Genomic DNA, 23,473 nt, shown 5'->3' with positions numbered 1-23,473 from the left:
TTACTGTATGAAAAATCTGATCATGCTTTACCGGTTATGAGTGCCTCAATTTGCGACCTTATCTTGCCAGCATAAATTTTCTCCTCGTTTTCGGCATAGGACTGCCTAGGCCAGAAGAAACCCTTGAGGCCATCCTTATGCTTCCTGGGGACTATGTGAACATGCACATGAGGAACGCTCTGGCTTACCTTGTTATTTATCGCTATGAAGGTGCCATCTGACATTGTGGCTTTTTCCACAGCCATCGATATGAGTGTTACGGTCTTCATCATTCTCTGAAGGGTTAGGTCGTCCATATTGTATATGTCTCCGAAATGCTTTCTTGGAACAAGCAGAGTGTGTCCCTTAAAGAGCGGCTTATAGTCAAGGAACGCAACAAAATATTCATCGGAATAGACTATCTCTGACGCTATTTTTCCTGAGATTATCTCGCAGAATTTGCAATTGACCTCATTGTTATCCTCTTCGAATAGCGTCAGCTGCTTTCCGGGCACATTCAAATATCGTTTTTATGTTAATAATTTTTATCCTGAAGCCGATAATTTATGAAGCGTCACTTCGATTGAAAAATCTATATCTATCCGATCTATAAGGGTAAGAAGGGCTTGTGGTCCAGTGGCTACGACGTCTCCCTCACACGGAGAAGATCGCCGGTTCGAATCCGGCCAGGCCCATGATTTAGCGCACATTTATGTTATATAATTGATAAGATGAATGTAGCTTCTCTGTCGAAACATTATATCAGTATCGGGATCATAATATCCGTTATCAGGAGTAAATCTGATTTTACAAATGTAGAGCAAAAAGACCAGAGCTTCAGGAAGAGCAGTACACCAGAATACGGAATATTTATTATCTGCTCAAAATCATTTATTGAAGGCAGTTTACCAAGCCTTCTGATTTATGATTGAAACAGTTGAACTGAATTATCAAAATAAACTGAATTATCAAAATAGTCACAGTTTTTATCCGCAGGCATTACATTGTGATTATAACTGTACGGGACCAATCTAATGTTTGGCAAAATAGGAAAAATAAATGACAGAGATTAACGTTTTTCAAGCAGGTAGAATTGAAAGATCGCAATGTTGGCCACAAATTATTTTCAGGTTTTTTCTCAATAAGATAAATACATATTTTGTTTTCCTACATCGTTATTATCATATTGGTATTTTATAATAGTCGGCCCACTGGTCGGGAGACTGAATGATGAATAGAAAAATGATATTGGTATTGGTAGCAGTGGTTGCAACCGTACTGCCGGCTGTGGCGGTTGCAGACGTTCTTGTCGTTGGCTTCAGCGGCGGAACAGGGGTACAGATCGGACCGCAATTCTACATACAGCCTGGAAGCAACTATATGGCGGCGAATACTAGTGTGGGGTTTGGATGGCATCCTAACAAGTACAGCCCTCAGGAAATTCTGGGAAATATGACCATAGGATACTCCACCAATGAAACAATCTACGAAATAAATGTTCTCGACATAAACTTTACAAATACGCAGTATGGTAATTTTACTATAATTCTGTCGGTGATCAGTCCATTTGCTGCTGGCTCTGTCATATATTTCAGCAATGCTACGTTCATATTCAATGGAACAAATATAGCTGCTGATCCGCCAGGCGGACCACCCGCTCCACCACCGCCACCTCCACCTCCTCCACCCCATTCCACGCCACCTCCACCACCTTCATCACCGGCTAAAACCACCACACCCTCTGTCACCATCGAAGATGCCTATCTGAATGCTACCGGATCGTATACATTCACCTTTAACCACGTTCACAAGGGATCTACAATATACATTGCATTCAAGATCGGATCCGGCATGCTTTCTGCAACGCCTACAATCAATCTGGAGATGTTTGAGGGAGGAATAAATTCATAAAATTATTTTATAATATAACAATATTTTTTGGCTAACGTAAAATTATAGCTAAGATGATCTTTCCATCATAAATTTCCGGATTCTTGAAATTGACCGTTCGTTCAGGTACGTTCATTGTCACAGTTCTATTCTATATATTGATTGGAAGGTTTATATATCTATATATATTATTGGGACAAAGACAATATCGTATTCATAAATTGATCTCTCGATGGCAAACATTTACAGAGATCTTGATGAGAACAGATTTGGATGGTTCCATCTCAAATCGATGATAACGACGGGAATGGGTGTCTTTACAGACGGATACGACCTGTCATCGATAGGGCTTGTACTCGTCATGGTGCTATCATTCTACGGAATTGGCAAAAGCTCACCCAATTATGTGCTGTATATAAGCCTGCTGGCAGGTTCAGCACTCATTGGTGCTGCAGTCGGTTCAATACTCTTTGGAGAGCTGGCAAGGAGAGGCAGAAAGAAATTCTACGGCTTGGACGTTGTGATACTTGGCATAGGAGCATTGGTGCAGGCGTTTTCGCCTAACATCATCTTCCTGATAGCGATAAGATTCATACTGGGGCTTGGCGTAGGGGCAGATTACGTTCTTTCTCCGATGATCATGGCCGAACATTCAAACGCAAGGGATCGCGGAAAGACTCTTGCGTTCGGATTCGGACTCATGTGGGGGTTCGGCGCCACGATGGCTGCCGTTGTATACCTTGTGCTCTCACCCATTGTTGCTTCCAGCATCCTGTGGAGAGCGGTTCTTGCGGCCGGATCTATACCGGCACTTGCAGTTGTATATCTGAGGAGAAGGATGCCAGAGACCCCAAGATTCATAGCCAGAATAGTTGGCGATAAAAAGAGCTTCGAAGAAGAGGTGAGATATGTAGCAAAGAAGAATGTGGAGATCTCAGGCAACATAAGGGATGAGAATTCATTCATGTACTATTTTAAAAAATATTCTCGTTTTTATATAACGGCAATGATACTCTGGTTCCTGTATGATCAGATCGCCTATTCAAGCATACTCTTCGGCCCCAGCCTCATCGCATCAGGTCTTGGCGTAAAACCAGAGATATTTCAGTTCATAATGGAGCTGGCATTCACCATACCCGGCGGAATACTGGCAATATCGCTCATAGACAGGGCAGGGCGAAAGCCGTTGCAGGTATCCGGTTTCATTCTGATGGGTTTATTCCTGCTCTCGTTTGGAATACTGAAGGATTACTCAATGCTGACCACGTTTCTTGGCCTGATGCTTTACGGCATGCAGAATTTTGCAAATCAGTTCGGGCCTGGATCCATAAGCGCCTCTGGCATGTTGGGCGTTGAACTGGCACCCACCAAGATACGATCCCAGATACAATCATATACGGTATCAGCCGGAAGAATCGGAGCTTCGATGTCATCGTTCGTATTCCCCTACATGTTTCAGGTATTTGGCGAGAGCTTTGCCTTCTATTATCTGACCTCGCTTGCAATAGTTGCAGGATTGCTGACGTTGATAGTGATACCAGAAACAAAAGGTTCGCTTGAGACAGTATCAGGTGAGATAGGGGAAATGTCAAATATAGGGGTGGCAGATTGATAAAATTAATCGCATTCGACATGGACGGCGTTATCCTGAAAAACAGGAACTCATAGGAACGTGTCTTATCGGGGATTTATGGTGTAGGAGGCAATAGAAAATACGCATTCCAGAGCATATCAAGGCATGGAAAAAAGTTCAGCATTCCTCCAGGTCTTGACCTTAAGTCTCATTTGGATCAGAGTTTTGATGCTGCTGACGTGACCTATGATTTTCAAAAAATATCAGATTTCCTCTCAGATACAGGGATAAAATCGGTCATAATCAGTGCCGGTGTAATCAACTTTGCCCGAAAAGTTAGCGAAATGTACCATATAGATGATTATGTGGCGAATGATGTTATAGAAGTCAGAAGAGAACTGAAATTTGTGAAAAACGTTGATCCGGCGAGAAAGGATCTGAACCTCAAAACCTATCTCAGAAAATTCTCTGTCAAAGAGTCAGAGACAATATCCATAGGCGATTCGATTGCAGATTTTTCCATGAAAAAATGTTCATCGCTTTTCATTGCCTTTAACCCTCTGGATTCGGTTCTTTCTTCCATGGCAGATTTCACCGCGTACAATTTTGCTGAAGTCATCCGTATCGTTGAGGCCATAAACGATCTAGCACACGGTAAGAGTTATGGTGCTCCTCTCTCAGAGTGAAGCACATAGTCTTCAAAGATTGAAATATTTTTCAAGATTCTGTAATTCAAAAAAATACGTCTCATAGATGTTACCTGTCAGAAATTCCTTTAAATATCTCCATTTTTCGATGCATTTCGAAAGAACATAAGTATGAGCTCAATATGCGGTAAGATAACGTGAAGAATTCAACGAGAATAGTGTTATCAAGCATGGCCTTTTCGATGGCCTGGTTAACGATCAGCTTCGCTTTTCCACTTTTAGGTGTTAGGTATTCCCTAGGTTACACACGGATAGGCATCATAGGAATGGTTTCTAACCTTTCTTTCGCCATCGCATCTGCTTTATACCTGAAAGCCAGCGCCTCTGTCATCAGAAGATCCCTTAGGATCATACCGCTGGTCAGTGGGTTCATAACGTTTCTCTTTGTTTTTTCCTCGGCTGACAATTTTGCATACATCATAGGTATCGTTTCCATAGTGCAGGCTTTCTTCTGGATATCGATGGAGATATACCTTGGATATGCCTCTGGAACAGGAAATGCAGAAAAGTACACGGCATCATGGGGCTTTCCCATGGTGTTTGCTCCAATGGTGGCAGGTGCCATAATACAGTATGTCGGCTTCAAGCCGCTATTTATCATGGGTCTGATATTTTTCGTTGCGGCTGGTTTTATGGCACCGACCGTGGAAGGATATGGAACCAAGAACCATGGTGAGAAACCCTCCGTGATAATAATTATGCCGCTAGTTTTCAGCGGTATTGCCATCGGCTTCTTCTTCTATGTGATGGTACCTTACCTCAAGCTACATGGATATTCATACGTTGATATAGCGATCATAGAGACGCTCTTCGCAGGTGTTCAGGCGTTTGTGTTTTTCCTGCTAAACTTCATCAGAAAGATGCCGGTGACGATCTATTCAATCATAACCGCGATTATGAGCGCTTTTCCCCTGATCCTTGTGGTCTCTCTCAGCATGTATTTCATAATTCCGGTCGTTGTGGTGATAGCAGTTGCCTCGGCAATCGGCTTCTCCAAGATACTCTCGTATATATCATCAACAACGTCTCCAAATGTGGGTATATTCTATTATGAAACATTCTATGCCATCGGCTTTGCAATAGGTTCGTCCGTTGGCGGATTTCTTTTTGAGTTCGACCGGATGTTTTCGTACTTCATATTCATATTTCCTTTCATCTATTCCGTATTCTTTTTACCTAGGATGAAGAATAGCTTCGATGTGACTTGCTGATTTAGTCGAATCCTGAACTTTAATCATGGTTTTATGTGAGCTACTCTTCAGCTGAATGGTCTGAGGCAACAGTCATGAAGGTATATCTAACTGTACTGGTATATCCCGTTCAAACAACGTATTGTGGTCTCCATTTACGTATATTCGTACTGCAATAGGCCATGTTACTAGTGGTCATGCAAAATTTTCATTAAATTTAATTATCAAGGGTAAACTGTGTATCTCATTTATGAAGATGGAGTTTTAAAGCTCCCACGAACCCCAAGCTTCTCAATAAAAAGTGAATCGAAAAACGTTATTATGACATTATGCAATCACTGGTACGGTGGTATATTGAATCTTTATGAGTACATGGGGAAGGATATCTTCCGTCAGTACGGAATACCTGTACCCAATGGGTATGTTGTTTCAAGCGTAGATGAGGTCAGAAAGCTCACAAATCCTGTGGCTGTGAAGTCGCAGATTCTGCTTGGAGGAAGGGGAAAAGCCGGAGGTATAAAGTTCGCCAAGACCGATCAGGAACTTAAGGACGCGGTCAAATCGCTGCTTGGAACAAAGGTGAGAAACCTCACAGTTACCAAGGTTCTCATAGAGGATATGCTCAGCATAAAGCATGAATATTACGTCAGCATTGCGCTGAACAGGTCTGCAAGATCACCCACCCTCATCGCAAGCGCGATGGGCGGCGTCGAAATAGAAACGGTTCCGGATGAGAAGATATTCAAGAGGATAATCGATCCATCGCTTGGATATTCCGATTTCATAGGCAGGGAAGCATCTACATTTATGGGGCTGAGTCCTGATCTATCCAAACAGTTTCTGGATCTTCTGAAGAAGCTTTACAACGTCTATCGCGGTGAGGATGCTGAACTGGTGGAGATAAACCCTCTTGTGGAGACAAGCGACGGAAAGCTGATAGCAGCGGACGCCAAGGTTGTAATAGATTCTGATGCGATGTTCAGGCATAGAGAGTTCGACATAAAGGATCCAGAGAAGACGCCTCTGGAGCTCAAGGCGGAGAGCAAGGGATACGCATTCGTGGAACTGGACGGCGATATAGGCGTCATTGCAAACGGCGCAGGACTTACCATGGCAACTCTGGACGCTTTGCTGCTGCACAAAGGCAGGCCCAGAAACTTCCTGGATCTGGGTGGTACTGATAATGTCGACATAGTGGTGAATGCATTTGACCTTGTGCTAGAGGCCAAGCCAAAGGCCATTCTAGTGAATATATTTGGCGGCGTCACAAAATGTGATACCGTTGCTCAGGGAATAGTGGATGCCAAGAAAAAATTCGACATCAAGATACCCATAGTTGTCAGATTGAGCGGCGTGCATGAGGAGGAGGGCAGGCAAATACTGAAGGAAAACGGCATAGAGGCGTTTTCTGAGATGATGCCTGCAATCGAAAGGGTCACGAAGGTGTTTTAAATGGTTTTGATAGACAAGAACACAAAGGTAATAGTTCAGGGAATAACTGGACATCAGGGATCGTTTCATACTGGAGAAATGCTGAAGTTCGGGACGAAGGTCGTGGCAGGAGTGGCTCCAGGAAAGGGAGGCACAAAGTTCGCAGATAAGGTGCCCATAGTGAACTCTGTGTCAGAGGCGATGCAGTATGAACCAAACGCCACAATGATATCTGTACCTGCACCATTCGTCAAGGATGCGGCATACGAAGCTATAGACAATGGTCTCAAGATAGTGTACATACTCACTGAGCATGTTCCGTATCAGGACGCGATGGAGATAGTCAGAGAAGCCTCGCTCCGTGGTATAACTGTGCTCGGCCCGAACGGTCCAGGTATAACCGTACCATTCGAGAGCAAGATAGGAATCATGCCCAATCACATATTCAAGGAGGGTGATGTCGCGATAGCTTCCAGAAGCGGAACACTCACGTACGAAATAGTCTATGCTGTAACCAAGGCTGGAATGGGTGAGAGCACCGTTATAGGCCTTGGCGGTGATCGAGTTGTTGGGCTTACCTTCATAGACGTTCTGAAGATGTTTGAGAAGGATGAAAAGACAAAGCGCATAGTGCTGGTTGGTGAGATCGGCGGAAACAATGAGGAGCTCGCAGCAGATTACATCAAGAAGCATGTGAAGAAGAAGGTGGTGGCGTACATAGCCGGGAGAAGTGCACCGCCAGGCAAGAGAATGGGACATGCAGGCGCGATAATCGAACGTGGAGTTGGTACCGCAGAATCCAAACTTAAGGCGTTTGCTGAGGCAGGAGTTAAGGTTGCCGATTATCCGCAGGATATACCAAAGCTTCTGGAGGAATAAGCATGAGCAAGAGAGATATTCTTTCTGTACTTGATATGGAGAAGGATCTCGGCGAAATAATAGACCTATCTCTTGAGCTTAAGAAGAACAGATACAGAAGCTACGATTCGCTGAAGAATAAGGTGCTCGGCCTGATTTTTGAGAAACCAAGCACAAGGACTAGAACGTCCCTAGAGGTCGCCATAGATCAGCTTGGAGGCCATGCGGTCTATCTCAATCCTTCAGAGATGCAGCTGGGGAGAGGAGAAACGATATCGGATACGGGTCATGTACTTTCCAGATTCCTGGACGCTATAGCCTACAGGGCATATGATCACAGAAACGTTGTGGAACTTGCAAGAAGCACAAGCATTCCAGTTATAAATGCGCTTGACGATGTGGAGCACCCACTCCAGATCGTTGCAGACTTCATGACAGTCAAGGAGAAGAAGGGTAGATTCACCAATCTGAAGTTTTCCTACATAGGCGATGGAAATAACATGGCAAATTCCCTGATGTTCGGCTCGGCTCTGCTTGGCACTGATATGTATGTGGCATCACCAAAGGGATACGAACCAAAGTCCGAGTTCGTTGAGAAGGCCAGAAATGTTGCAAAACAGCATGGATCCACCATAACAATAACAAACGATCCTGTAGAGGCTGCAAGAGATGCGGACATAATATACACGGACGTATGGATATCGATGGGTGAAGAATCAAAGAAGGGTGAGAAGGAGAAGGCCTTTAAGGCTTACCAGATAAATGAAAGCCTTGTATCGAATGCGAAGAAGGATTACATCTTTATGCACTGCCTTCCAGCGCATCGTGGGCTTGAGGTCACAGATGGAGTGGCAGACAGCATAAACAGCGTCATCTTTGACGAAGCCGAGAACAGGCTGCACTCCGAGAAAGGAGTTCTCTACAAACTCCTTTCATATTGATTTTTATCATAATTTATAAGCTCGGTGAAGCTGTAAAACTCTTTCTTCAGACAGAATATGCGTCAACTTTTATCAACTTAAGAATTTAATAGAGAATTTGCAGGATTTAGGGGAATATGGCTTGTGCGATCAGAATAGAGGCCTTTGGAGACATTTCCGGCCGGATGGATGAAGATTCAGATAAGTTATAGCTCACAGAGAATTGAGAGTTTGAATGAAGCCAAAGATCAATGTCTCCGACCGGATGATGTAGAGAATTGCCCAAATTGAAAATTTTTCAAGGAAAATCTCTTAAGTCATAAAGATCATAAATCAAGTTGTTTACTGATCTTATTCGCAGCTAACGGGTATCTCTCTGAAGTTCACCTTAGAGGCCAGATCCTTTAAAAGACATTCTAGCTGTATGTTATTATATATGTAATGCTGGAACACTGGAGAGAAATACATAACAATACGGTAAAATTCCATGAAATGAAAATGTCCACAGAAATGTTTAATAGAAACCTACATATGTTTGTATATGGTCTTAGCCCGAAGGAAGGATATAAACAGCATAGTATCCGAAAGACGCCGTGAATTGCGTGACCTTCCGACGGTACTGGTTCCTGTATGGCAGATAAAGATCAGAGAGAGATTCGGTATAAACGTGGACAGAGAAATCGCAAAATACATTGTACTTGCCGCACATGAGAATGGGACATGGAAAAGGCAGAGGGCTACACGCAAGATAGAAAGGCTCCTCATTGAAAGGGGAGAAAGCAAGGAAAACTCTGCCAGAATAGCAAAGGAAATAATCGATCTTGTTATAGGCACGCCTGAATACTGATGGGCATAAAGAGTGATCTGGAGATTTTACTTCAGAAACTTCAACCTCTCACAAATTTTAAGAATCATCTAGAGCAGTATCCAACGGATGCTTCCAATGCCGCTTATTTTTTGATCGAGATATACAACGATGGAAACATAACAGGAAAGTCCGTGATAGATGCAGGCACCGGCAATGGCATCCTGGCCTGCGGCGCAAGATTTCTTGGTGCCGGCACTGTTTCTGGATTCGATATAGATCCTGAGGCCATAGAGGTTGCCAGAAGGAACTGCGTCAACGTTAACTTCTTCGTCTCAGACGTGTCAGATGTAGTTGGAAAATACGATACCTGGATAATGAATCCACCATTCGGATCGGTGATAAAACACTCAGACAGATCATTCATAGACAAAGCCTTCGAAACATCCAAGTGGATTTACAGCATCGGAAATGCCAGATCCAGAGATTTTCTTAAGACAGAATTATCAAGCCGGGGCGAAATATTCCGCGAAGAACGAATATATCTCTCAATTCCAAGGATCTACAGACACCATACATCGGATTGGATGAAGATAGAAGCAGTTATATTTGGAGTGAAGAATCATTCATTTTGAGGTTTTGGAATGAAAATCCCCATAGGATCCGAGATATCCTCATAGTTATCGATGACCAAGTTGCCTCTCATCATCACATGCGAGGGAAATATTGCATCCATACCGTTGAACGGGCTTACAGGGAATTTAGAATGCAGCCTGTTGTCGTTGATCCGTCTTACCCTGGTGAAATCCACTACCATGAAATCTGCGTCATATCCTACAGCTATTTTGCCTTTCTTAATACCGAATAAAGATGGTGGGGTCTCTATGGCAGTTCTGTAAAAGACCTCAAATGGTACCACCTTCTTCTGAACCAGCGCCAGGAATAATGGTACCCTTGTTTCAACACCTATGATACCTGATTTGGCATATTCAAAATCCCTTTTGTCATCCTCGGTGTGAGGCGCATGGTCTGAAGATAATATATCGAATTTGCCCTCCACATAATCCTGAAGAAGCTTTTTTTGAGTCCCGCTGTCCCTGAGTGGAGGATTAACCTTGCCAATTGACCCAAGGGGCATCTCATCATTGAGTAGCAGATGATGGGGAGTCACCTCCCTCAAAAAATTGCCTTTAACATCTGATGAGGAAACATGGGCCATGATTTTTCTCTCTATCTTCAGATCACTGACGTATTTTGCAGCTTCAATCTCGCATTCTATGGGCCTTGCATTGTTGTGATCTCTCAGGTTTTTTTCTTCGATTCTGTGCGCCCTGAGACATCGTTCTGATTCTCCGTGAAAGATGACTGTGTATCTGAGATCGTTTATAATCTTCACATCCTCATCGGTGATGGCTTCAGTACCGGTGGAATTTGTCGAACCTCCGAGATAAACCTTAAGTCCTATGCTCCGCCTGTCTATGAGTAGCGCATTGTTTCCGGTTTCCATAGAATAAAGTGAAAAATCAGCATAGGAGGTTGAATCTATGACGCCAAGCTTATCACCGAATGCATTGTATTCAGTTACAGGTATCCTGTTGTTTGGCATGTCCATAACGTAGGTTGTACCGCCATATATGGCCGAAAGTGAACCGCTGCTGAAATCCTCTTTTTCTGTCTCACCAGGGGTTCTGAAGTGCACATGTATATCGGTGGATGCGGGAAGTATTGCCCCATCAAACCTTGTTTTCGGCATATTGCCAGCGTTCTTCTTTATTTCAGCGATCTTTCCATCTGATACTATAACTTCGAGGTAGTCAAACTTGCCATTGTAATAGAAGTTCCCGCAGATGGCTCTATCCATGTCTACCACTCAGATAGGATATCAGGCTGTCGTAGAACAGCTTACCCGTTGCTATCTCCTTCTTGGCATCGGTGTACATGGCCTGATATGGATAGTATATACGTTCTGGGTGCGGCATCAACCCTATTACATTTCCATGTTCATTGGTGAGCGATGCTATGGAATCTATAGAACCATTTGGGTTCCATGGGTAGTCGTCGCTTATACCAGATGGATCTGAATATTTGAACAGGATCTGATCGTTTTCATAAAGCCTCTTCAAGACCGATCGATCCGAAACTGCGATCCTGCCCTCAGCGTGAGCAACAGGAACCTGAAATGATCCTTTACCACTGAACGCATCTCTAAAGATCGGATTATTTGAGACCATTGTCATATAGGTGTAGCGACATTCAAACCTTCCCGATTTGTTATTCGTCAGCGTTACCTCTTCCCTGTTCCCTATGAGGCCAAGCTCCATGATCACCTGAAAACCATTACAAATACCAAGAAAGGGCTTGCCAGAGTCAATGAAATATTTTATGTCCCTTCCTGCCACTGACGAAAGTCGTGCCGCGAATATTACTCCTGCCCTTATATAGTCACCTGCAGAGAAACCTCCAGGCACTATAAGAGCATCGTACTCGCTGATGGACTTATCTCCACGTGCCAGATCGCTCACATGTACATAATCAGGATCCCCACCGCTCCTTCTGACTGAAAAAAATACCTCAGTTTCGTTATTTGTACCCTCCATGAGGAGGATTCCAACCTTTGGTGGCTTCATATCATTACTTGCCTGCGGACCTCTCCTTCTTCTTGAGCCTCAGCCCTGTATATCCACACTTCCGGCATCTTGTTGCGCGTATCGAATTCCTTGCGTAGCAGCGCATGCAAATTTTCTTATTGAGACGGCGTTCAACCGCTTCTGGAAATGCCATTAATTTCACCCTTTACATTTGATGCATCATACCCGAACCATACCATCGGGATTCAGTTGGCATGATTTGCCGACCGTATCGTCCCATCTCATGCCATATCTGATGCAAATCTACATTTAAATCTTAAATTCTCTGCCTCATTTCAACTATTTACTTAAACCTTATCTTGTATTGTAAATCTATTTGATAGATTATAATATGATTTATGACCCATAGACTTATTGAAGGGAAGAAACATCAACTTTTGATTTGATCGATATGTATGTGGCATTTCAAGTATGAGAAGATAAAATTTAGCACAGTGCGATGATCATCTTCAAGGATTGATATGGATATTTCATAAAATATCCGATAGAATTATGCGAAGATTCTGAAAATATTGTTCATTTTTTGAACACTTACAAAATTATATTTATGTAATCTACATTAAAGAGCGTGTTTATTCCTGGATTAGCAGTAATTTTGTTCATAATTGCCCTGATACTGATACGTACAACCATCAGAGCATTTCATGGCAGAAGATACTCCAAGGTGAGAGTAGTACGTTTGCCTGCCGTTTATATAATTTTATCCGTTTTCGCTGTTCTCATCAATTTTGCAGGCAGGTTCTTCTATTATTCCATTCTGCTTCTCATACCGGCTGGCTATGTCCTTGGATCCAGATTTGCAGGGCAGGCACAGTTCTTTTACAGATCAGATGTTCTCTATTACAGGCGATCGCCCGTGATATTCATAATTTGGCTCTCATCTTTCTTGGCCAGGATATTCCTTCAATTCGTGCTGCCGGACAGCTTTGTCATAAATATCATTATTGACTCCGTTCTATCTTTCACGGCAGGCCTGCTCCTGGGAGAGAGCATCAACCTCATCGTGGAGAAAAGACAGATGACGGAATCCAGAGATATAAACGCAGATGTCCAGCAAAAAAATTATTGACCATCTCTGCATGTGTTTATGATCAAGCATGAAGGCAGCCATAGTTTATGAACCACTTGGAAATGAAAATCTCAAGATAGAAGACATCGAGGATCCAGAGGCCAGAAACGGTCAGGTACTCATAGAGGTGAAGAAAGCTGGTCTGAACCCAGTTGACTACAATACCATCAATGGTAAGATCGTTTACAAGCTGAACCCGCTCCCGCATATTCCCGGTACAGAGGTGTACGGCACTGTGGCAGAGGACAGTGAAAATTTCAAAAAGGGCGAACGCGTGGTCGTCTACAATAGGGTATTCGATGGCACATGCGAACAGTGCATTTCTGGAAACGAACACCTCTGTGTTAACGGTGGTATATGGGGAGTCGTTTCAAACGGAGGTTATGCACAGAAGGTTGTTGTTCCGGAAAAGAATGTATTCAGGCTTCCACACAGCGTGAGTGATGAGATGGCTGCCAGCATAGGCGTAGCCGCACTCACATCCTTCAGAGCACTCAGGCTTGGCGGATGCTCTCCTGGAAAATCGGTTCTCGTTTTCGGCGCCTCTGGAAACACTGGCATGTTTTCTGTACAGATTGCATCCATGATGGGATGTGAAGTCTACGCAGTATCCAGAAAAGACTGGATCGAGGAATTCGGAGCCACGGAGGTATTCGAGGCGGATAAGATACCTGAAAGCATGAAATTTGATGTTGTAATAAACCCCCTGGGAACGCTGTTCTGGAAGGATTCATTGAAGCATCTGTCTGTTCGCGGATCGCTGGTGACGTTTGGCGTCTTCACAGGCCGTGAGGGCACGCTGGACATAGCCGAAATGTACACGGGGGAGAGAAAAATAATAGGATCGACTGGAGGCACCAGATTGGATCTTAGGGATCTTCTGGAGTTCATGAAAACGCATGATCTCCGCGTTAAGATAGCCAGAGAATTCAAGATAACGGATATGCAGGAAGCTCTGAAATTCTACAACCAGAATCATGAAGGCAGGATACTCATATCGATGAGAGGATCCTGATCCTTTCAGTTATGTTTCCACCGAATATATATGAAGCAGATACAACGATGTCAGCGCCTGCGTTCTTGACTATTCTTGCAGTGTTGTCGTTGATGCCCCCATCAACCTCTATCTTGGTTTTGAAGCCGTTCTCTTTTATATATTTTGAAGCGTCATGGATCTTATCAGATACGTCAATGAATTTCTGGCCAGAGAAACCGGGATACACCGACATTATAAGTAGCACCTGAACGTATTCTAGCAGATCCGATACCTTCTGGAATGGCGTATCTGGATTTATAACGAGCCCAGCATCAACCCCTTCATCCCTCATTCTTTTTAGAAGGGCCAGTACATTTATTGGGCTTTCATAATGCACGTAGACCAGATCACCAGCTCTTCCGAATTTCTTATAATAAAGATCCGGGCGCATCACCATTAGGTGGCTCTCTATTCTGATCCTTGAGATTCCCTTTAAGAAGTCATAGAAATCTGGGCCTACTGTAATGTTTGGGACAAAGTTGCCGTCCATAACGTCTAGGTGAAATGAGAATGATCCGGCGTTTTCGCATTCCCTGACCTGATCCTGTATCTTCGAAAGCGAGGCAGCCACGATTGAAGGAGAAACAAGCATCGCATCGCCATTTTAAATGGTTATAAAAAATTTGGTATTTTCTAGGTATATGAGAACACCACATGCCAGGGATACCCAATAGGCATATCTATTAATATTCATGCGGCATATTAACCACTGATGCCTGCAGAATCCGGAGAATATCTGGCTAAATTCGTTGAATACATGACAGGTGAGAGAAAGAGCAGATACACTATAAAGGAGTACCGGTTTCTTGTGGGTCAGTTCCTAGAATTCATGAGGAAGGATCCTTCAGAGGTTACGCCAATGGATATCGAGAGATACAAGAACTATCTGGCGGTTAAGTTGAAGTATTCAAAGACAAGCCAGTATCTTGCCATAAAGGCGGTGAAATTATTCTATAAATCTCTGGATCTGAAGATTCCAGTGAATCTGACTCCCCCGAAGAGGCCTATGCATATCCCTGTATATCTAACGGAGGATGAAGCGAAACGTCTCATAGATGAGTCAAAGGCTGATCGTAGGATGCATGCGATAGTCTCGGTTCTTGCCTATACTGGCATAAGGGTTGGCGAATTGTGCAATCTTAGAATAAGCGATGTGGATCTTCAGGAGGCCGTCATAAACGTCAGATCTGGTAAAGGTGATAAGGACAGAATCGTGATAATGTCAGAGGAGTGCGTCAAGGCGCTAAGTGAATATCTAGATGAAAGGCTATCCATGGAAAGCGCTGATGACTATCTATTCATAAGCAATAAGCATGTAAAATACGATACGTCCACCATAGAGCGAATGATAAGGCGTCTTGGAAAGCAGGCAGGAATACAGAAAAATGTGACACCGCATGTGCTCAGGCACACATTCGCCACCTCAGTCCTAAGGAACGGCGGCGATATAAGGTTCATACAGCAGATACTGGGGCATGCAAGTGTGGCCACAACTCAGATATACACGCATCTTAACGACTCCGCCCTTAGGGAGATGTATACAAGACACAGGCCACGGTATTAGTAATCCCTTGATATGAGATAGCCCGATAGCCACTCCAGATAGGTTTTAACATTATTGTTCCCCCTTATCCTTCCGAGGTATTCCTTTGACTTGGCCACAAGGTTGTCCATCAACTTGACAGAATAATCATAGGATCCACTGTTCATAACTATACTTCTTATTCTATTGAATTCCTCCGGAGTCACGTTTCCCCTCCTCAGAATACGATCTATGAACTCGGCGTCCTTTCTGTCGGAGTACTCCATGGCCTTTATCATCAGCAGCGTTCGTTTCCCCTCATTCACATCGCTGTATATCGATTTGCCTGTAGTGTTTTCATCACCGAAGAGACCGAGTATGTCGTCCTTCAGCTGAAAGGCTATTCCAAGGGTCCTTCCAAACAGTCTGAGATCCATGATCTGGTCGTGCTTACCGCTCAACAGCGCACCCATAGCAAGCGGCCCTTCGAGAGTATATTTCGCCGTCTTCCATAGGTGCAGCCTTATGAGGTCACCCTCCTTAAAGTCGTCCATGGTTCCAGAGATAACATCGAGAAACTGCCCATAGCCTGTCATCTCTATCGTCTTGGTCAGTTCCATGTCGGCCATGATAAGCAGTTCAGGATCAAACCCGGACGTGATGAGGCTCTCATGGGCATAACTCTCGGCTAGATCTCCCGCAACTATAGCGAGACCTTCACCCAGCTTCTTTCCCTTTTCAGATGCAGGGAAGAATGATCTCCAGAGCCTTATATGCATGCTGGGTCTGCCTCTCCTGAGGTCGCTGTCATCGATCACATCATCATGTATCAAAAGATAGGACTGTGCAAGCTCTATCGATATGGAGGCATCGAATATGGCATCATTTTCATCGGAGAATAACCTATAGCCAAGTATAAGGAATATGGGCCTGAGCCTCTTTCCACCGCCCTCGGTGTAATCTCTTATCATCCTTATGACTCTGCGTGAAAGTTCATCCTTTGTCTCCGCTTCTTTCCTGTCGAAGAACCTTGATATCCTTTCATCTATCCTTGCCTTGTAGTTGTTTATGGTCTCATGCGGATCCTCGGTTTCTATCTGCATTTTCGTGAGTATAGCGCGTTATGTTAAAAATGTTTTTCATAAGTTCTGGAATCCGAGGAGTAGATATAGAAATAATCATAAAAAACGGCTCATGATCGATATCCGGCGGATACATTCAGAACGTTTGTTAATAAAAGTGTGCATTATAAATGAGTTATGAGATCAGTTTTCAGGATCATGATGGCCTGGACTTCTTCCTCGCAGAACGAATAAGAACCACATGGCTATGAGAAGAAATACGAGTCCAGATGTGTATCCAAGGTTAAAATAAGTGCCTCCACCAACTGGGATTTTGAGATACCCTACGCTGTTCAATATCCATAGTACAAGAGTTAAAAGGATCAAAGCTTCTGGGGTTCTCACCCAATTGTCTGACATGTGATCGTCAGAATATATGACATAGGACGTTAATTAATTTTTCTAAAATATATCTCCTTCAAAAATTTTTATTCCTGTTCCACGAGCTGCATTTGATTTCGTCTGATAATGGCGTGTCCTGATTCAACGCAATTCGATTCCATCACTTGGAGATGAGGTACAGAAAACAATAACTATCCATATTGAATAAGCCAATCATGGATTTCTTCGAGGAGATGAGATCTGTCCTTCTTTCTGGGCAGATCAGCGATAAGGATGAGCTTGAGGACATCAAACTGAAGCTCTCAAAAAAATACGGCCTGGACTATGTTCCAAGCGATGTGGAGATCCTTAATTCATCAAGTTTCGACGATAATGTTAAGAGAATCCTCAGGAGAAAACCCACTCGAACCATATCGGGAGTGGCAGTGGTTGCGGCTATGACCTCACCCGAAAGATGCCCCCATGGCAAATGCATATTCTGTCCAGGTGGAATAGACAACAACTCTCCTCAATCCTATACAGGATATGAACCTGCGGCGCTCAGAGGAAGAAATAATGCATATGACCCTTATATGGAGACGTTCAGCAGGATAAAACAGCTCGAGACTATAGGACATGACACATCGAAGATAGACCTCATAATAATGGGAGGAACGTTCACGGCGAGAGATACAGAATACCAGAGGGGTTTTGTGAAGGGCTGTCTGGACGCCATGAATGGAGTTATAGGAAATAACCTAGATGAATCCATAAGGATAAACGAGACCAGCAGGCACAGGTGCATAGGTCTCACGGTTGAGACTAAGCCAGACTGGTTCTTCGAGCGTGAAATAGATCTGGCACTTAGCTATGGGACAACGAAGGTGGAGCTCGGCGTCCAGAACATAAATGACAATGTACTGGCGATGAACAATAGAGGGCACACCGTGAATGATATAGCAAGATCCACTCAGCTGGCCAGGGATGCTGGTCTGAAAATAGTGTATCATATAATGCCGGGTATGTACGGATCGAATCCAGATCTTGATCTGAAATCCTTTGAACTGATGATAGGCGATCCTAGATTCAGGCCTGACATGCTGAAGATTTATCCAACGCTTGTCACAAAGGGTACCGGTCTGTACAACCTGTGGAAGAACGGCAAATACAGGCCATACACCACAAATGAGACTGTTGAACTTATTGTGGAATTCATGCGAAGGATGCCAGAGTGGATAAGGGTACAGAGAATACAGCGTGATATACCGGTGCAGTTTATAGTGGCTGGTGTAAAGAGATCGGATATAAGGAACCTGATAGAGAAGAGAATGAAGGATGAGGGTATTGAAACCGGCGAAATCAGGTTCAGAGAGATAGGCCACCACAACGCTAAGAATGAAGCCATCAATCTGAAGGTAGAACGCTATGACGCAGGTGGCGGAAGGGAATACTTCATATCCTATGTCACTGAGAGCAACAGGATCGTTGGTTTCGTTCGCCTAAGGATACCTTCAGATAAAGCACACAGGCAGGAAGTAAGCGGTTCAAGCATCATACGTGAGCTAAAGGTGTTCGGATACGAGGTGCCGGTGGGAAAGCACGAGGAAGACGAGTGGCAGCATCGTGGATTTGGAACAGGTCTTGTTCAGGAAGCTGAAAGAATCACTCTAGAGGAAGGCCTCCATCGTATTCTGGTCATATCCGGCATAGGGGTCAGGGAGTATTTCAGAAAGAGAGGTTATGAGGATCTTGGACCATATGTTGCCAAGAGAATCTAGAATATTAAGAAGAAAAGCATCAAAATTTTTGTGAAGCAATCTTCTCAAATTTCGAAAATTCAAAAGATTCTATGTTAGTAAAGCATCGTTCTGATTCATTTGGTACTTGATCTTTTAGAAACTCAAATGCACATAGTAAATTATTAATATGTTTATAGAATTAAACTGAAAAATGGAAGCCTCAATCGTATTGCTTTCAGTATTGGTTCTTATCATGGCAATATATCTGATCTACACAATATTAGAGGCAGAAAAAATATGAATTTGATTGAATATGAAGCTTACTTCTGGGCAAAATTCTTTGTCGCCGAAAGAGCTGTGTCAGGTGTCATTATAATACTGATATATCTTCTCATAGCCTCGCTGCTTGCCTACATCCTCTCATTCCACATAGCAAGAATATACTCTGATCAGAAAAACGTGTTCTCCAAGATAACTGGAAGAGCGATCGCATTCTTTGAAAGAATCATAGGCGAATCGCCTGAACATTCTATGGATTTCAAGGAATATTTCCTCAACCTTCTTCTTTTCAATTTCTTTGCAGGTCTCATATCTTTTCTTGTTATAATGTTTCAGCATTATCTGCCATTCTCTTATGACTCCCTCGGTATGTCCCCTTCACTGGATTTCAACACGGTCGTGAGTTTTCTCACGAATACAAATTTGCAGCATTATTCAAATCCTATGCGATTATCATACTTTAGTCAGACTTTCGTCATTACGGGTCTGATGTTTCTTTCCGCGGGAACGGGATTCGCAGCCTCAATGGCATTCGTCAGGGGCATTAGAACGGATACAGGTAAGATAGGTAACTTCTATCATGACTTCCTTGTATCGATTTTTGATCTGATCCTCCCGCTGACCATCATAGTCACCGTTATACTGATCCTGGCGGGCGTACCGGAAACCATGCAGAGATACATAACCGTGAATGCGTTTATCACAAACAAGGTATACAACATACCGCTGGGCCCAGTCGCCACGCTTGAGGCGATAAAGAATATAGGCACCAATGGCGGTGGTTTTTATGGCGCGAACGCCGCATTCCCATTCGAGAATCCAGACTGGTTCACGAATCTTGTGGAATTCGTATCATTCGTCATCATACCTCTGGCATCGCTCCTATCGCTGGGTATAGTGTTTGGTGATCGGAAATTCGGTCAGATGCTATATTGGGTCATAATGTTCTTCTTCATATTTCAAGGACTGTTTTCATTCTTTGGAGAATTTGTCGGAGTGCCATTTCTCCATATGGGATACTACACGGGCAATATGGTTGGTAAGGAGACGGCTATAGGCATATCGCAGAGCACGATATTCGCCGTAGGTGCAACGATCACATCTACAGGTGCGTCAAATGCAGCGCTGGTTTCGTACACTCCGGCAGGTATAATCGGCGTACTCATAGGTCTCCTGTTGAACGATCCCCTTGGAGGCGTGGGTACAGGTGTTCTCAACATATTCATGTATATAATTTTCACAGTTTTCATAGCCTCGCTTATGGTCGGTAAGCTTCCAGAGCTTATGAGTCTCAGAATAGGATCAAAGGAGATCAAGTATTCGACGCTGTCGCTCATAACACATCCGCTGCTTGTGGTCATACCGCTAGGAATAACCCTGATGATCCCCCACCTGATGTCAACATTCGTGAATCCATACTCATCAAGGATAACGGAGCTGCTCTACGAGTTCGCCACTTCTGCTTCTAACAATGGCTCAGAGATGGGGGGCTTCGACACAAATCAGCCGTTTTTCAACTACATTGATGGCGTGCTAATGCTGCTTGGGCGATATCTGCTGATCGCTTTCCAGCTCGCAATAGCCCAGTCCTTCTCTGTGAAAAAGGCCAAGGCTCAGTACTACAGATCCATAAACACCAGCAACTGGATATTTGGTATTCTGCTCATAGCCGCCATGGTTCTCATAGGGCTTCTGTCCTATTTCCCAATTATTGTGCTTGGGCCACTACTTTCATGGGCCCATGACTTCAATCTGATGCTGGGGGCGATGATTTGAATCTTGGGAAAATTTACGAAGAGTTCATACTCACAATGAAAAATATGAGACCGGATATCATAATACACAATCCGGTTATGTTTCTCACGGAGGTATCCCTCTTCGTTTCAGTATTCGTGTACGTATTTCCAGGATTCTTTGGAGTACCTTCTTCAGCAACCTACATGCAGTTTTATCTTGCAGTCGTTATACTACTGTTTCTCACGGTCTTCTTCTCCAGCATGAGCACCGCCATATCGGAGGGCAAGAGCAAGGCCATAACGGATTCGCTGAAGAAGTTCAAAACAGAAGTCACGGCGCATGTGGTCAAGGACGGCAATATAGTGGATGTGAAGTCTACGGATCTAAGAAAGGGAGATATAATAGTCGTTTACAGGGATGAGATAATACCCATTGATGGAGAAATAGTTGAGGGTTCAGGCTACGTTGACGAATCAAATGTGACCGGAGAATCAAGATCCGTAATGAAGGTTCTGGGCGATACCGTCACAGGATCCACGAGGCTTGTCACGGATAAGATTAAGATAAGGGCTACCGCAGATCCGGGAAGCACCTTCATAGATAAGATGATAGATCTTGTCAACAGGGCAACACGGGAGCGTACGCCAAATGAGATAGCGCTCACCGTTTTTCTTTCAGGCCTGACGCTGATATTCCTTATAATAACCGCGTCAATATTCTCGATCTCTCATTACTATGGCAGGACAGCAAACATCATGATGCTGATCGTTCTTCTTATAGCGTTGATTCCCACCACCATAGGCGCACTCCTGCCTGCCATAGGAATAGCCGCGATAAATAAGGTATCGCAGTACAATATAATAGCCAAGAGCGGAAGAGCCATTGAAAATGCTGGAGATATAGATACCATAATACTGGACAAGACGGGAACAATAACCATAGGCGAACGCAAGGCCGTAAAGATGTATCCCAATAAGGGTGTGGATGAGATGGAGTTCTACAGGCTCTGTGCCATGGCCTCATATTACGATCAGACCAAGGAGGGTATATCAATAATGGCTCTGGCCAAAATGAACGGTATCAATCTGACGGAGGAAGACCTGAAAGGCTATTCCTTCATCCCGTTCTCGTCCGAGACCAAATACAGCGGGTTGGAATCGGACAATGACTATATAATAAAGGGTTCGCTCCGTGCCCTGAAGGAAAAGTTCCACGTTGCTGATGAATTCATAGAGGCCCTGTGCAAGGAGATCTCCATGAGGGGAAGCACAGCAATTCCTGTTGTTCACAATGGCCGTTTCGCTGGTGTTATAGAGCTTCAGGATCTTATCAAGCCCGGCATAAAGGAGAGGATATCGGAGATAAGGAATATGGACATAAAGACCGTGATGTGCACCGGTGATGATGAGGTTACGGCTCAGTATATCTCCACCCAGGTCGGCCTTGACGAATACATAGCTAATTCCAAGCCCATAGACAAGTACAATCTTGTCATAAGGGAGAAGGAAAGGCAGAGGATGGTGGCCATGGTTGGAGATGGAACTAATGATGCTCCGGCATTAGCCAAGGCTGATGTTGGGCTTGCCATGAATAACGGAACACAGGCCGCCAAGGAGGCAGCAAACATGATCGATCTGGACAGCAACCCAACGAAGCTCATGGACGTGATATTCCTTGGCAAACAGATACTGATAACCAGGGGCGCGCTTACCACATTCAGCATAGCAAACGACGTCTCAAAATACTTCGTGATAATCCCGGCCATATTCTATATGTTCCCAAGCCTGTCGCTAGTTAACATACTCGATCTTACAAATCCGATACTGGCCGTGACATCTGCGCTGATTTTCAACACGATAATAATAGTATTTCTGATACCTCTTGCCTTGGGCGGTGTCAGATATAAGCCCACATCCATAACAGATCTTCTGAAGAGGAATATACTCATATACGGTCTTGGCGGGATTGTTGTGCCGTTCATAGCGATAAAATTGATCTATATGGCTTTGGTTGCGCTGGGGGTGATGTGGTGAAGTCATACGTAAAGGCGCTGGTATTTGCAGTTCTCTTCCTCTTCATACTAGGGTTTGTGTATCCTACGGTTACTTCGCTCATTACTGAACATACACTCCCGTTCCAGTCTGAAGGGCAGCCAGTGAAGATAGACGGTCACATATACGGAAGCTATCTCCTAGCCGAGGCCTTCAATTCCTCCTTCTTTTTCCAGCCAAGGCCGTCTGCAATAGACTACAATCTGAGTGAATCAGGCGCTTATGACTATTCGCTGGGAAATCCGCAGATGCTCAACCTGACGGAAAAGTATCTCCATCAGTTCATGAAGGAGAACCCAGGAGTTAACATAAGCGAGATACCATACGCCATGATATCGTACTCAGGATCCGGGCTTGATCCGGATATACCTCTGCAGGGCGCGATCATACAGATACCAAGAATAAGTATAGCGCTGCACAATATAACCAATCTTTCGGTCAAGTATCTTTATTCGTATCTGCATTCTATGGTTAACAGGAGCAAGGTTCAGAACTTTCCGTTTTTCGGATCCTACTATGTGAACGTGGTTAGGCTGAACGTCAACATCATAGAATTCCTCCTGCACGGTGGTTATATAAAGCAATCACAGATCTGAT

Annotated in this window: 23 protein-coding genes and 1 tRNA gene; 17 read left to right on the top strand and 7 right to left on the bottom strand. The window is 43.9% G+C overall.

Annotated features, from left to right (window positions below; all coding sequences use genetic code 11):
- Positions 1-20: 20 nt before the first annotated feature.
- Positions 21-494 carry an HIT family protein gene (locus DMB44_RS07805; RefSeq protein ID WP_237265367.1) on the bottom strand — a complete coding sequence of 158 codons (474 nt, stop codon included), beginning with the start codon at positions 492-494 and terminating at the stop codon, positions 21-23.
- A 107-nt stretch (positions 495-601) separates the two neighbouring features.
- On the opposite strand from DMB44_RS07805, the gene DMB44_RS07800 reads away from it, so the two are divergent.
- From DMB44_RS07800 to DMB44_RS07755, 10 genes are all read left to right on the top strand, one after another.
- Positions 602-674: transfer RNA gene (locus tag DMB44_RS07800), tRNA-Val, on the top strand.
- A gap of 532 nt (positions 675-1,206) precedes the next feature.
- Complete coding sequence (locus DMB44_RS09415; protein ID WP_161952114.1) at positions 1,207-1,890, top strand: hypothetical protein; 684 nt, start codon at positions 1,207-1,209, stop codon at positions 1,888-1,890.
- Between the two features lie 211 nt (positions 1,891-2,101).
- Positions 2,102-3,481 (top strand): MFS transporter, encoded by a 1,380-nt coding sequence (locus DMB44_RS07790; protein WP_110642469.1) that lies wholly within the window; start codon positions 2,102-2,104, stop codon positions 3,479-3,481.
- Between the two features lie 173 nt (positions 3,482-3,654).
- Positions 3,655-4,128, top strand: coding sequence for an HAD family phosphatase (locus DMB44_RS07785; RefSeq protein ID WP_153280196.1), 474 nt, complete (start codon positions 3,655-3,657; stop codon positions 4,126-4,128).
- 158 nt (positions 4,129-4,286) lie between these two features.
- On the top strand, positions 4,287-5,360 hold the full coding sequence (locus DMB44_RS07780) for an MFS transporter (RefSeq protein ID WP_110642465.1): 1,074 nt from the start codon (positions 4,287-4,289) through the stop codon (positions 5,358-5,360).
- A gap of 333 nt (positions 5,361-5,693) precedes the next feature.
- A complete protein-coding gene (sucC, locus tag DMB44_RS07775; RefSeq protein WP_110642463.1) occupies positions 5,694-6,791 on the top strand; it encodes an ADP-forming succinate--CoA ligase subunit beta in 1,098 nt (365 codons plus the stop codon).
- Entirely contained in the window at positions 6,792-7,649 is an 858-nt protein-coding gene (sucD, locus tag DMB44_RS07770) for a succinate--CoA ligase subunit alpha (RefSeq protein ID WP_110642461.1), read from the top strand.
- A gap of 2 nt (positions 7,650-7,651) precedes the next feature.
- Positions 7,652-8,569, top strand: coding sequence for an ornithine carbamoyltransferase (gene argF / locus DMB44_RS07765; RefSeq protein ID WP_110642459.1), 918 nt, complete (start codon positions 7,652-7,654; stop codon positions 8,567-8,569).
- A 520-nt stretch (positions 8,570-9,089) separates the two neighbouring features.
- On the top strand, positions 9,090-9,395 hold the full coding sequence (locus DMB44_RS07760) for a hypothetical protein (protein ID WP_110642457.1): 306 nt from the start codon (positions 9,090-9,092) through the stop codon (positions 9,393-9,395).
- A complete protein-coding gene (locus tag DMB44_RS07755; protein WP_110642455.1) occupies positions 9,395-9,988 on the top strand; it encodes an METTL5 family protein in 594 nt (197 codons plus the stop codon). Before DMB44_RS07760 ends, DMB44_RS07755 begins: the two co-directional genes overlap by 1 nt.
- On the opposite strand, the gene DMB44_RS07750 is transcribed toward DMB44_RS07755, so the two are convergent.
- Genes DMB44_RS07750 through DMB44_RS07740 form a run of 3 tightly spaced genes read right to left on the bottom strand, consistent with a single transcriptional unit; the run spans position 9,976 to position 12,134 of the window.
- Positions 9,976-11,214: a dihydroorotase gene (locus DMB44_RS07750; RefSeq protein ID WP_110642453.1), complete on the bottom strand. Its 1,239-nt coding sequence runs from the start codon at positions 11,212-11,214 to the stop codon at positions 9,976-9,978. The two genes, DMB44_RS07755 and DMB44_RS07750, sit on opposite strands and share 13 nt — an antisense overlap.
- Complete coding sequence (purQ, locus tag DMB44_RS07745) at positions 11,207-11,980, bottom strand: phosphoribosylformylglycinamidine synthase subunit PurQ (protein ID WP_110642451.1); 774 nt, start codon at positions 11,978-11,980, stop codon at positions 11,207-11,209. Before purQ ends, DMB44_RS07750 begins: the two co-directional genes overlap by 8 nt.
- A 4-nt stretch (positions 11,981-11,984) precedes the next feature.
- Positions 11,985-12,134 carry a 50S ribosomal protein L40e gene (locus DMB44_RS07740; RefSeq protein ID WP_010916525.1) on the bottom strand — a complete coding sequence of 50 codons (150 nt, stop codon included), beginning with the start codon at positions 12,132-12,134 and terminating at the stop codon, positions 11,985-11,987.
- A gap of 462 nt (positions 12,135-12,596) precedes the next feature.
- Between DMB44_RS07740 and DMB44_RS07735 the strand changes: the two genes are divergently transcribed.
- Positions 12,597-13,070, top strand: coding sequence for a hypothetical protein (locus tag DMB44_RS07735; protein WP_110642449.1), 474 nt, complete (start codon positions 12,597-12,599; stop codon positions 13,068-13,070).
- Between the two features lie 28 nt (positions 13,071-13,098).
- Positions 13,099-14,085: an alcohol dehydrogenase catalytic domain-containing protein gene (locus DMB44_RS07730; RefSeq protein WP_110642447.1), complete on the top strand. Its 987-nt coding sequence runs from the start codon at positions 13,099-13,101 to the stop codon at positions 14,083-14,085.
- Here DMB44_RS07730 and rpe read toward each other — a convergent pair.
- Positions 14,063-14,698, bottom strand: coding sequence for a ribulose-phosphate 3-epimerase (gene rpe / locus DMB44_RS07725; RefSeq protein WP_110642445.1), 636 nt, complete (start codon positions 14,696-14,698; stop codon positions 14,063-14,065). The genes DMB44_RS07730 and rpe overlap by 23 nt on opposite strands.
- A 120-nt stretch (positions 14,699-14,818) precedes the next feature.
- Between rpe and xerA the strand changes: the two genes are divergently transcribed.
- Positions 14,819-15,670 carry a site-specific tyrosine recombinase/integron integrase gene (gene xerA, locus DMB44_RS07720; protein WP_110642443.1) on the top strand — a complete coding sequence of 284 codons (852 nt, stop codon included), beginning with the start codon at positions 14,819-14,821 and terminating at the stop codon, positions 15,668-15,670.
- On the opposite strand, the gene DMB44_RS07715 is transcribed toward xerA, so the two are convergent.
- Both DMB44_RS07715 and DMB44_RS07710 read right to left on the bottom strand, forming a co-directional pair.
- A complete protein-coding gene (locus DMB44_RS07715; protein WP_110642441.1) occupies positions 15,667-16,731 on the bottom strand; it encodes a polyprenyl synthetase family protein in 1,065 nt (354 codons plus the stop codon). The two genes, xerA and DMB44_RS07715, sit on opposite strands and share 4 nt — an antisense overlap.
- 162 nt (positions 16,732-16,893) lie before the next feature.
- Complete coding sequence (locus tag DMB44_RS07710) at positions 16,894-17,109, bottom strand: hypothetical protein (protein WP_110642439.1); 216 nt, start codon at positions 17,107-17,109, stop codon at positions 16,894-16,896.
- 197 nt (positions 17,110-17,306) lie between these two features.
- Here DMB44_RS07710 and DMB44_RS07705 point away from each other — a divergent pair, with 197 nt between their 5' ends.
- The 4 genes from DMB44_RS07705 (at position 17,307) to kdpC (ending at position 23,472) form a co-directional block, all read left to right on the top strand.
- Entirely contained in the window at positions 17,307-18,848 is a 1,542-nt protein-coding gene (locus DMB44_RS07705) for a tRNA uridine(34) 5-carboxymethylaminomethyl modification radical SAM/GNAT enzyme Elp3 (RefSeq protein WP_110642437.1), read from the top strand.
- A gap of 258 nt (positions 18,849-19,106) precedes the next feature.
- Positions 19,107-20,864, top strand: coding sequence for a potassium-transporting ATPase subunit KdpA (gene kdpA / locus DMB44_RS07700; protein WP_110642435.1), 1,758 nt, complete (start codon positions 19,107-19,109; stop codon positions 20,862-20,864).
- A 35-nt stretch (positions 20,865-20,899) separates the two neighbouring features.
- On the top strand, positions 20,900-22,858 hold the full coding sequence (gene kdpB / locus DMB44_RS07695) for a potassium-transporting ATPase subunit KdpB (protein ID WP_369907630.1): 1,959 nt from the start codon (positions 20,900-20,902) through the stop codon (positions 22,856-22,858).
- Positions 22,855-23,472: a potassium-transporting ATPase subunit KdpC gene (gene kdpC / locus DMB44_RS07690; protein ID WP_237265366.1), complete on the top strand. Its 618-nt coding sequence runs from the start codon at positions 22,855-22,857 to the stop codon at positions 23,470-23,472. Before kdpB ends, kdpC begins: the two co-directional genes overlap by 4 nt.
- Position 23,473 lies beyond the last annotated feature (1 nt).

The organism is Thermoplasma sp. Kam2015 (assembly GCF_003205235.1).
Classification (GTDB): Archaea; Thermoplasmatota; Thermoplasmata; order Thermoplasmatales; family Thermoplasmataceae; genus Thermoplasma.
The sequence above is the reverse complement of the archived record's forward strand: the minus strand, read 5'-3'. Positions and strand labels throughout refer to the sequence as shown.

Bases quoted from the DNA above. Each gene is read 5' to 3' on its own strand.
- DMB44_RS09415 (WP_161952114.1), top strand. From the start codon at position 1,207: ATGATGAATAGAAAAATGATATTGGTATTGGTAGCAGTGGTTGCAACC.
- DMB44_RS07790 (WP_110642469.1), top strand. From the start codon at position 2,102: ATGGCAAACATTTACAGAGATCTTGATGAGAACAGATTTGGATGGTTC.
- sucD (WP_110642461.1), top strand. From the start codon at position 6,792: ATGGTTTTGATAGACAAGAACACAAAGGTAATAGTTCAGGGAATAACT.
- argF (WP_110642459.1), top strand. From the start codon at position 7,652: ATGAGCAAGAGAGATATTCTTTCTGTACTTGATATGGAGAAGGATCTC.
- DMB44_RS07760 (WP_110642457.1), top strand. From the start codon at position 9,090: ATGGTCTTAGCCCGAAGGAAGGATATAAACAGCATAGTATCCGAAAGA.
- DMB44_RS07755 (WP_110642455.1), top strand. From the start codon at position 9,395: ATGGGCATAAAGAGTGATCTGGAGATTTTACTTCAGAAACTTCAACCT.
- DMB44_RS07750 (WP_110642453.1), bottom strand. From the start codon at position 11,214: ATGGATAGAGCCATCTGCGGGAACTTCTATTACAATGGCAAGTTTGAC.
- purQ (WP_110642451.1), bottom strand. From the start codon at position 11,980: ATGAAGCCACCAAAGGTTGGAATCCTCCTCATGGAGGGTACAAATAAC.
- DMB44_RS07740 (WP_010916525.1), bottom strand. From the start codon at position 12,134: ATGGCATTTCCAGAAGCGGTTGAACGCCGTCTCAATAAGAAAATTTGC.
- DMB44_RS07730 (WP_110642447.1), top strand. From the start codon at position 13,099: ATGAAGGCAGCCATAGTTTATGAACCACTTGGAAATGAAAATCTCAAG.
- rpe (WP_110642445.1), bottom strand. From the start codon at position 14,698: ATGCTTGTTTCTCCTTCAATCGTGGCTGCCTCGCTTTCGAAGATACAG.
- xerA (WP_110642443.1), top strand. From the start codon at position 14,819: ATGCCTGCAGAATCCGGAGAATATCTGGCTAAATTCGTTGAATACATG.
- DMB44_RS07715 (WP_110642441.1), bottom strand. From the start codon at position 16,731: ATGCAGATAGAAACCGAGGATCCGCATGAGACCATAAACAACTACAAG.
- DMB44_RS07710 (WP_110642439.1), bottom strand. From the start codon at position 17,109: ATGTCAGACAATTGGGTGAGAACCCCAGAAGCTTTGATCCTTTTAACT.
- DMB44_RS07705 (WP_110642437.1), top strand. From the start codon at position 17,307: ATGGATTTCTTCGAGGAGATGAGATCTGTCCTTCTTTCTGGGCAGATC.
- kdpA (WP_110642435.1), top strand. From the start codon at position 19,107: ATGAATTTGATTGAATATGAAGCTTACTTCTGGGCAAAATTCTTTGTC.
- kdpB (WP_369907630.1), top strand. From the start codon at position 20,900: ATGAAAAATATGAGACCGGATATCATAATACACAATCCGGTTATGTTT.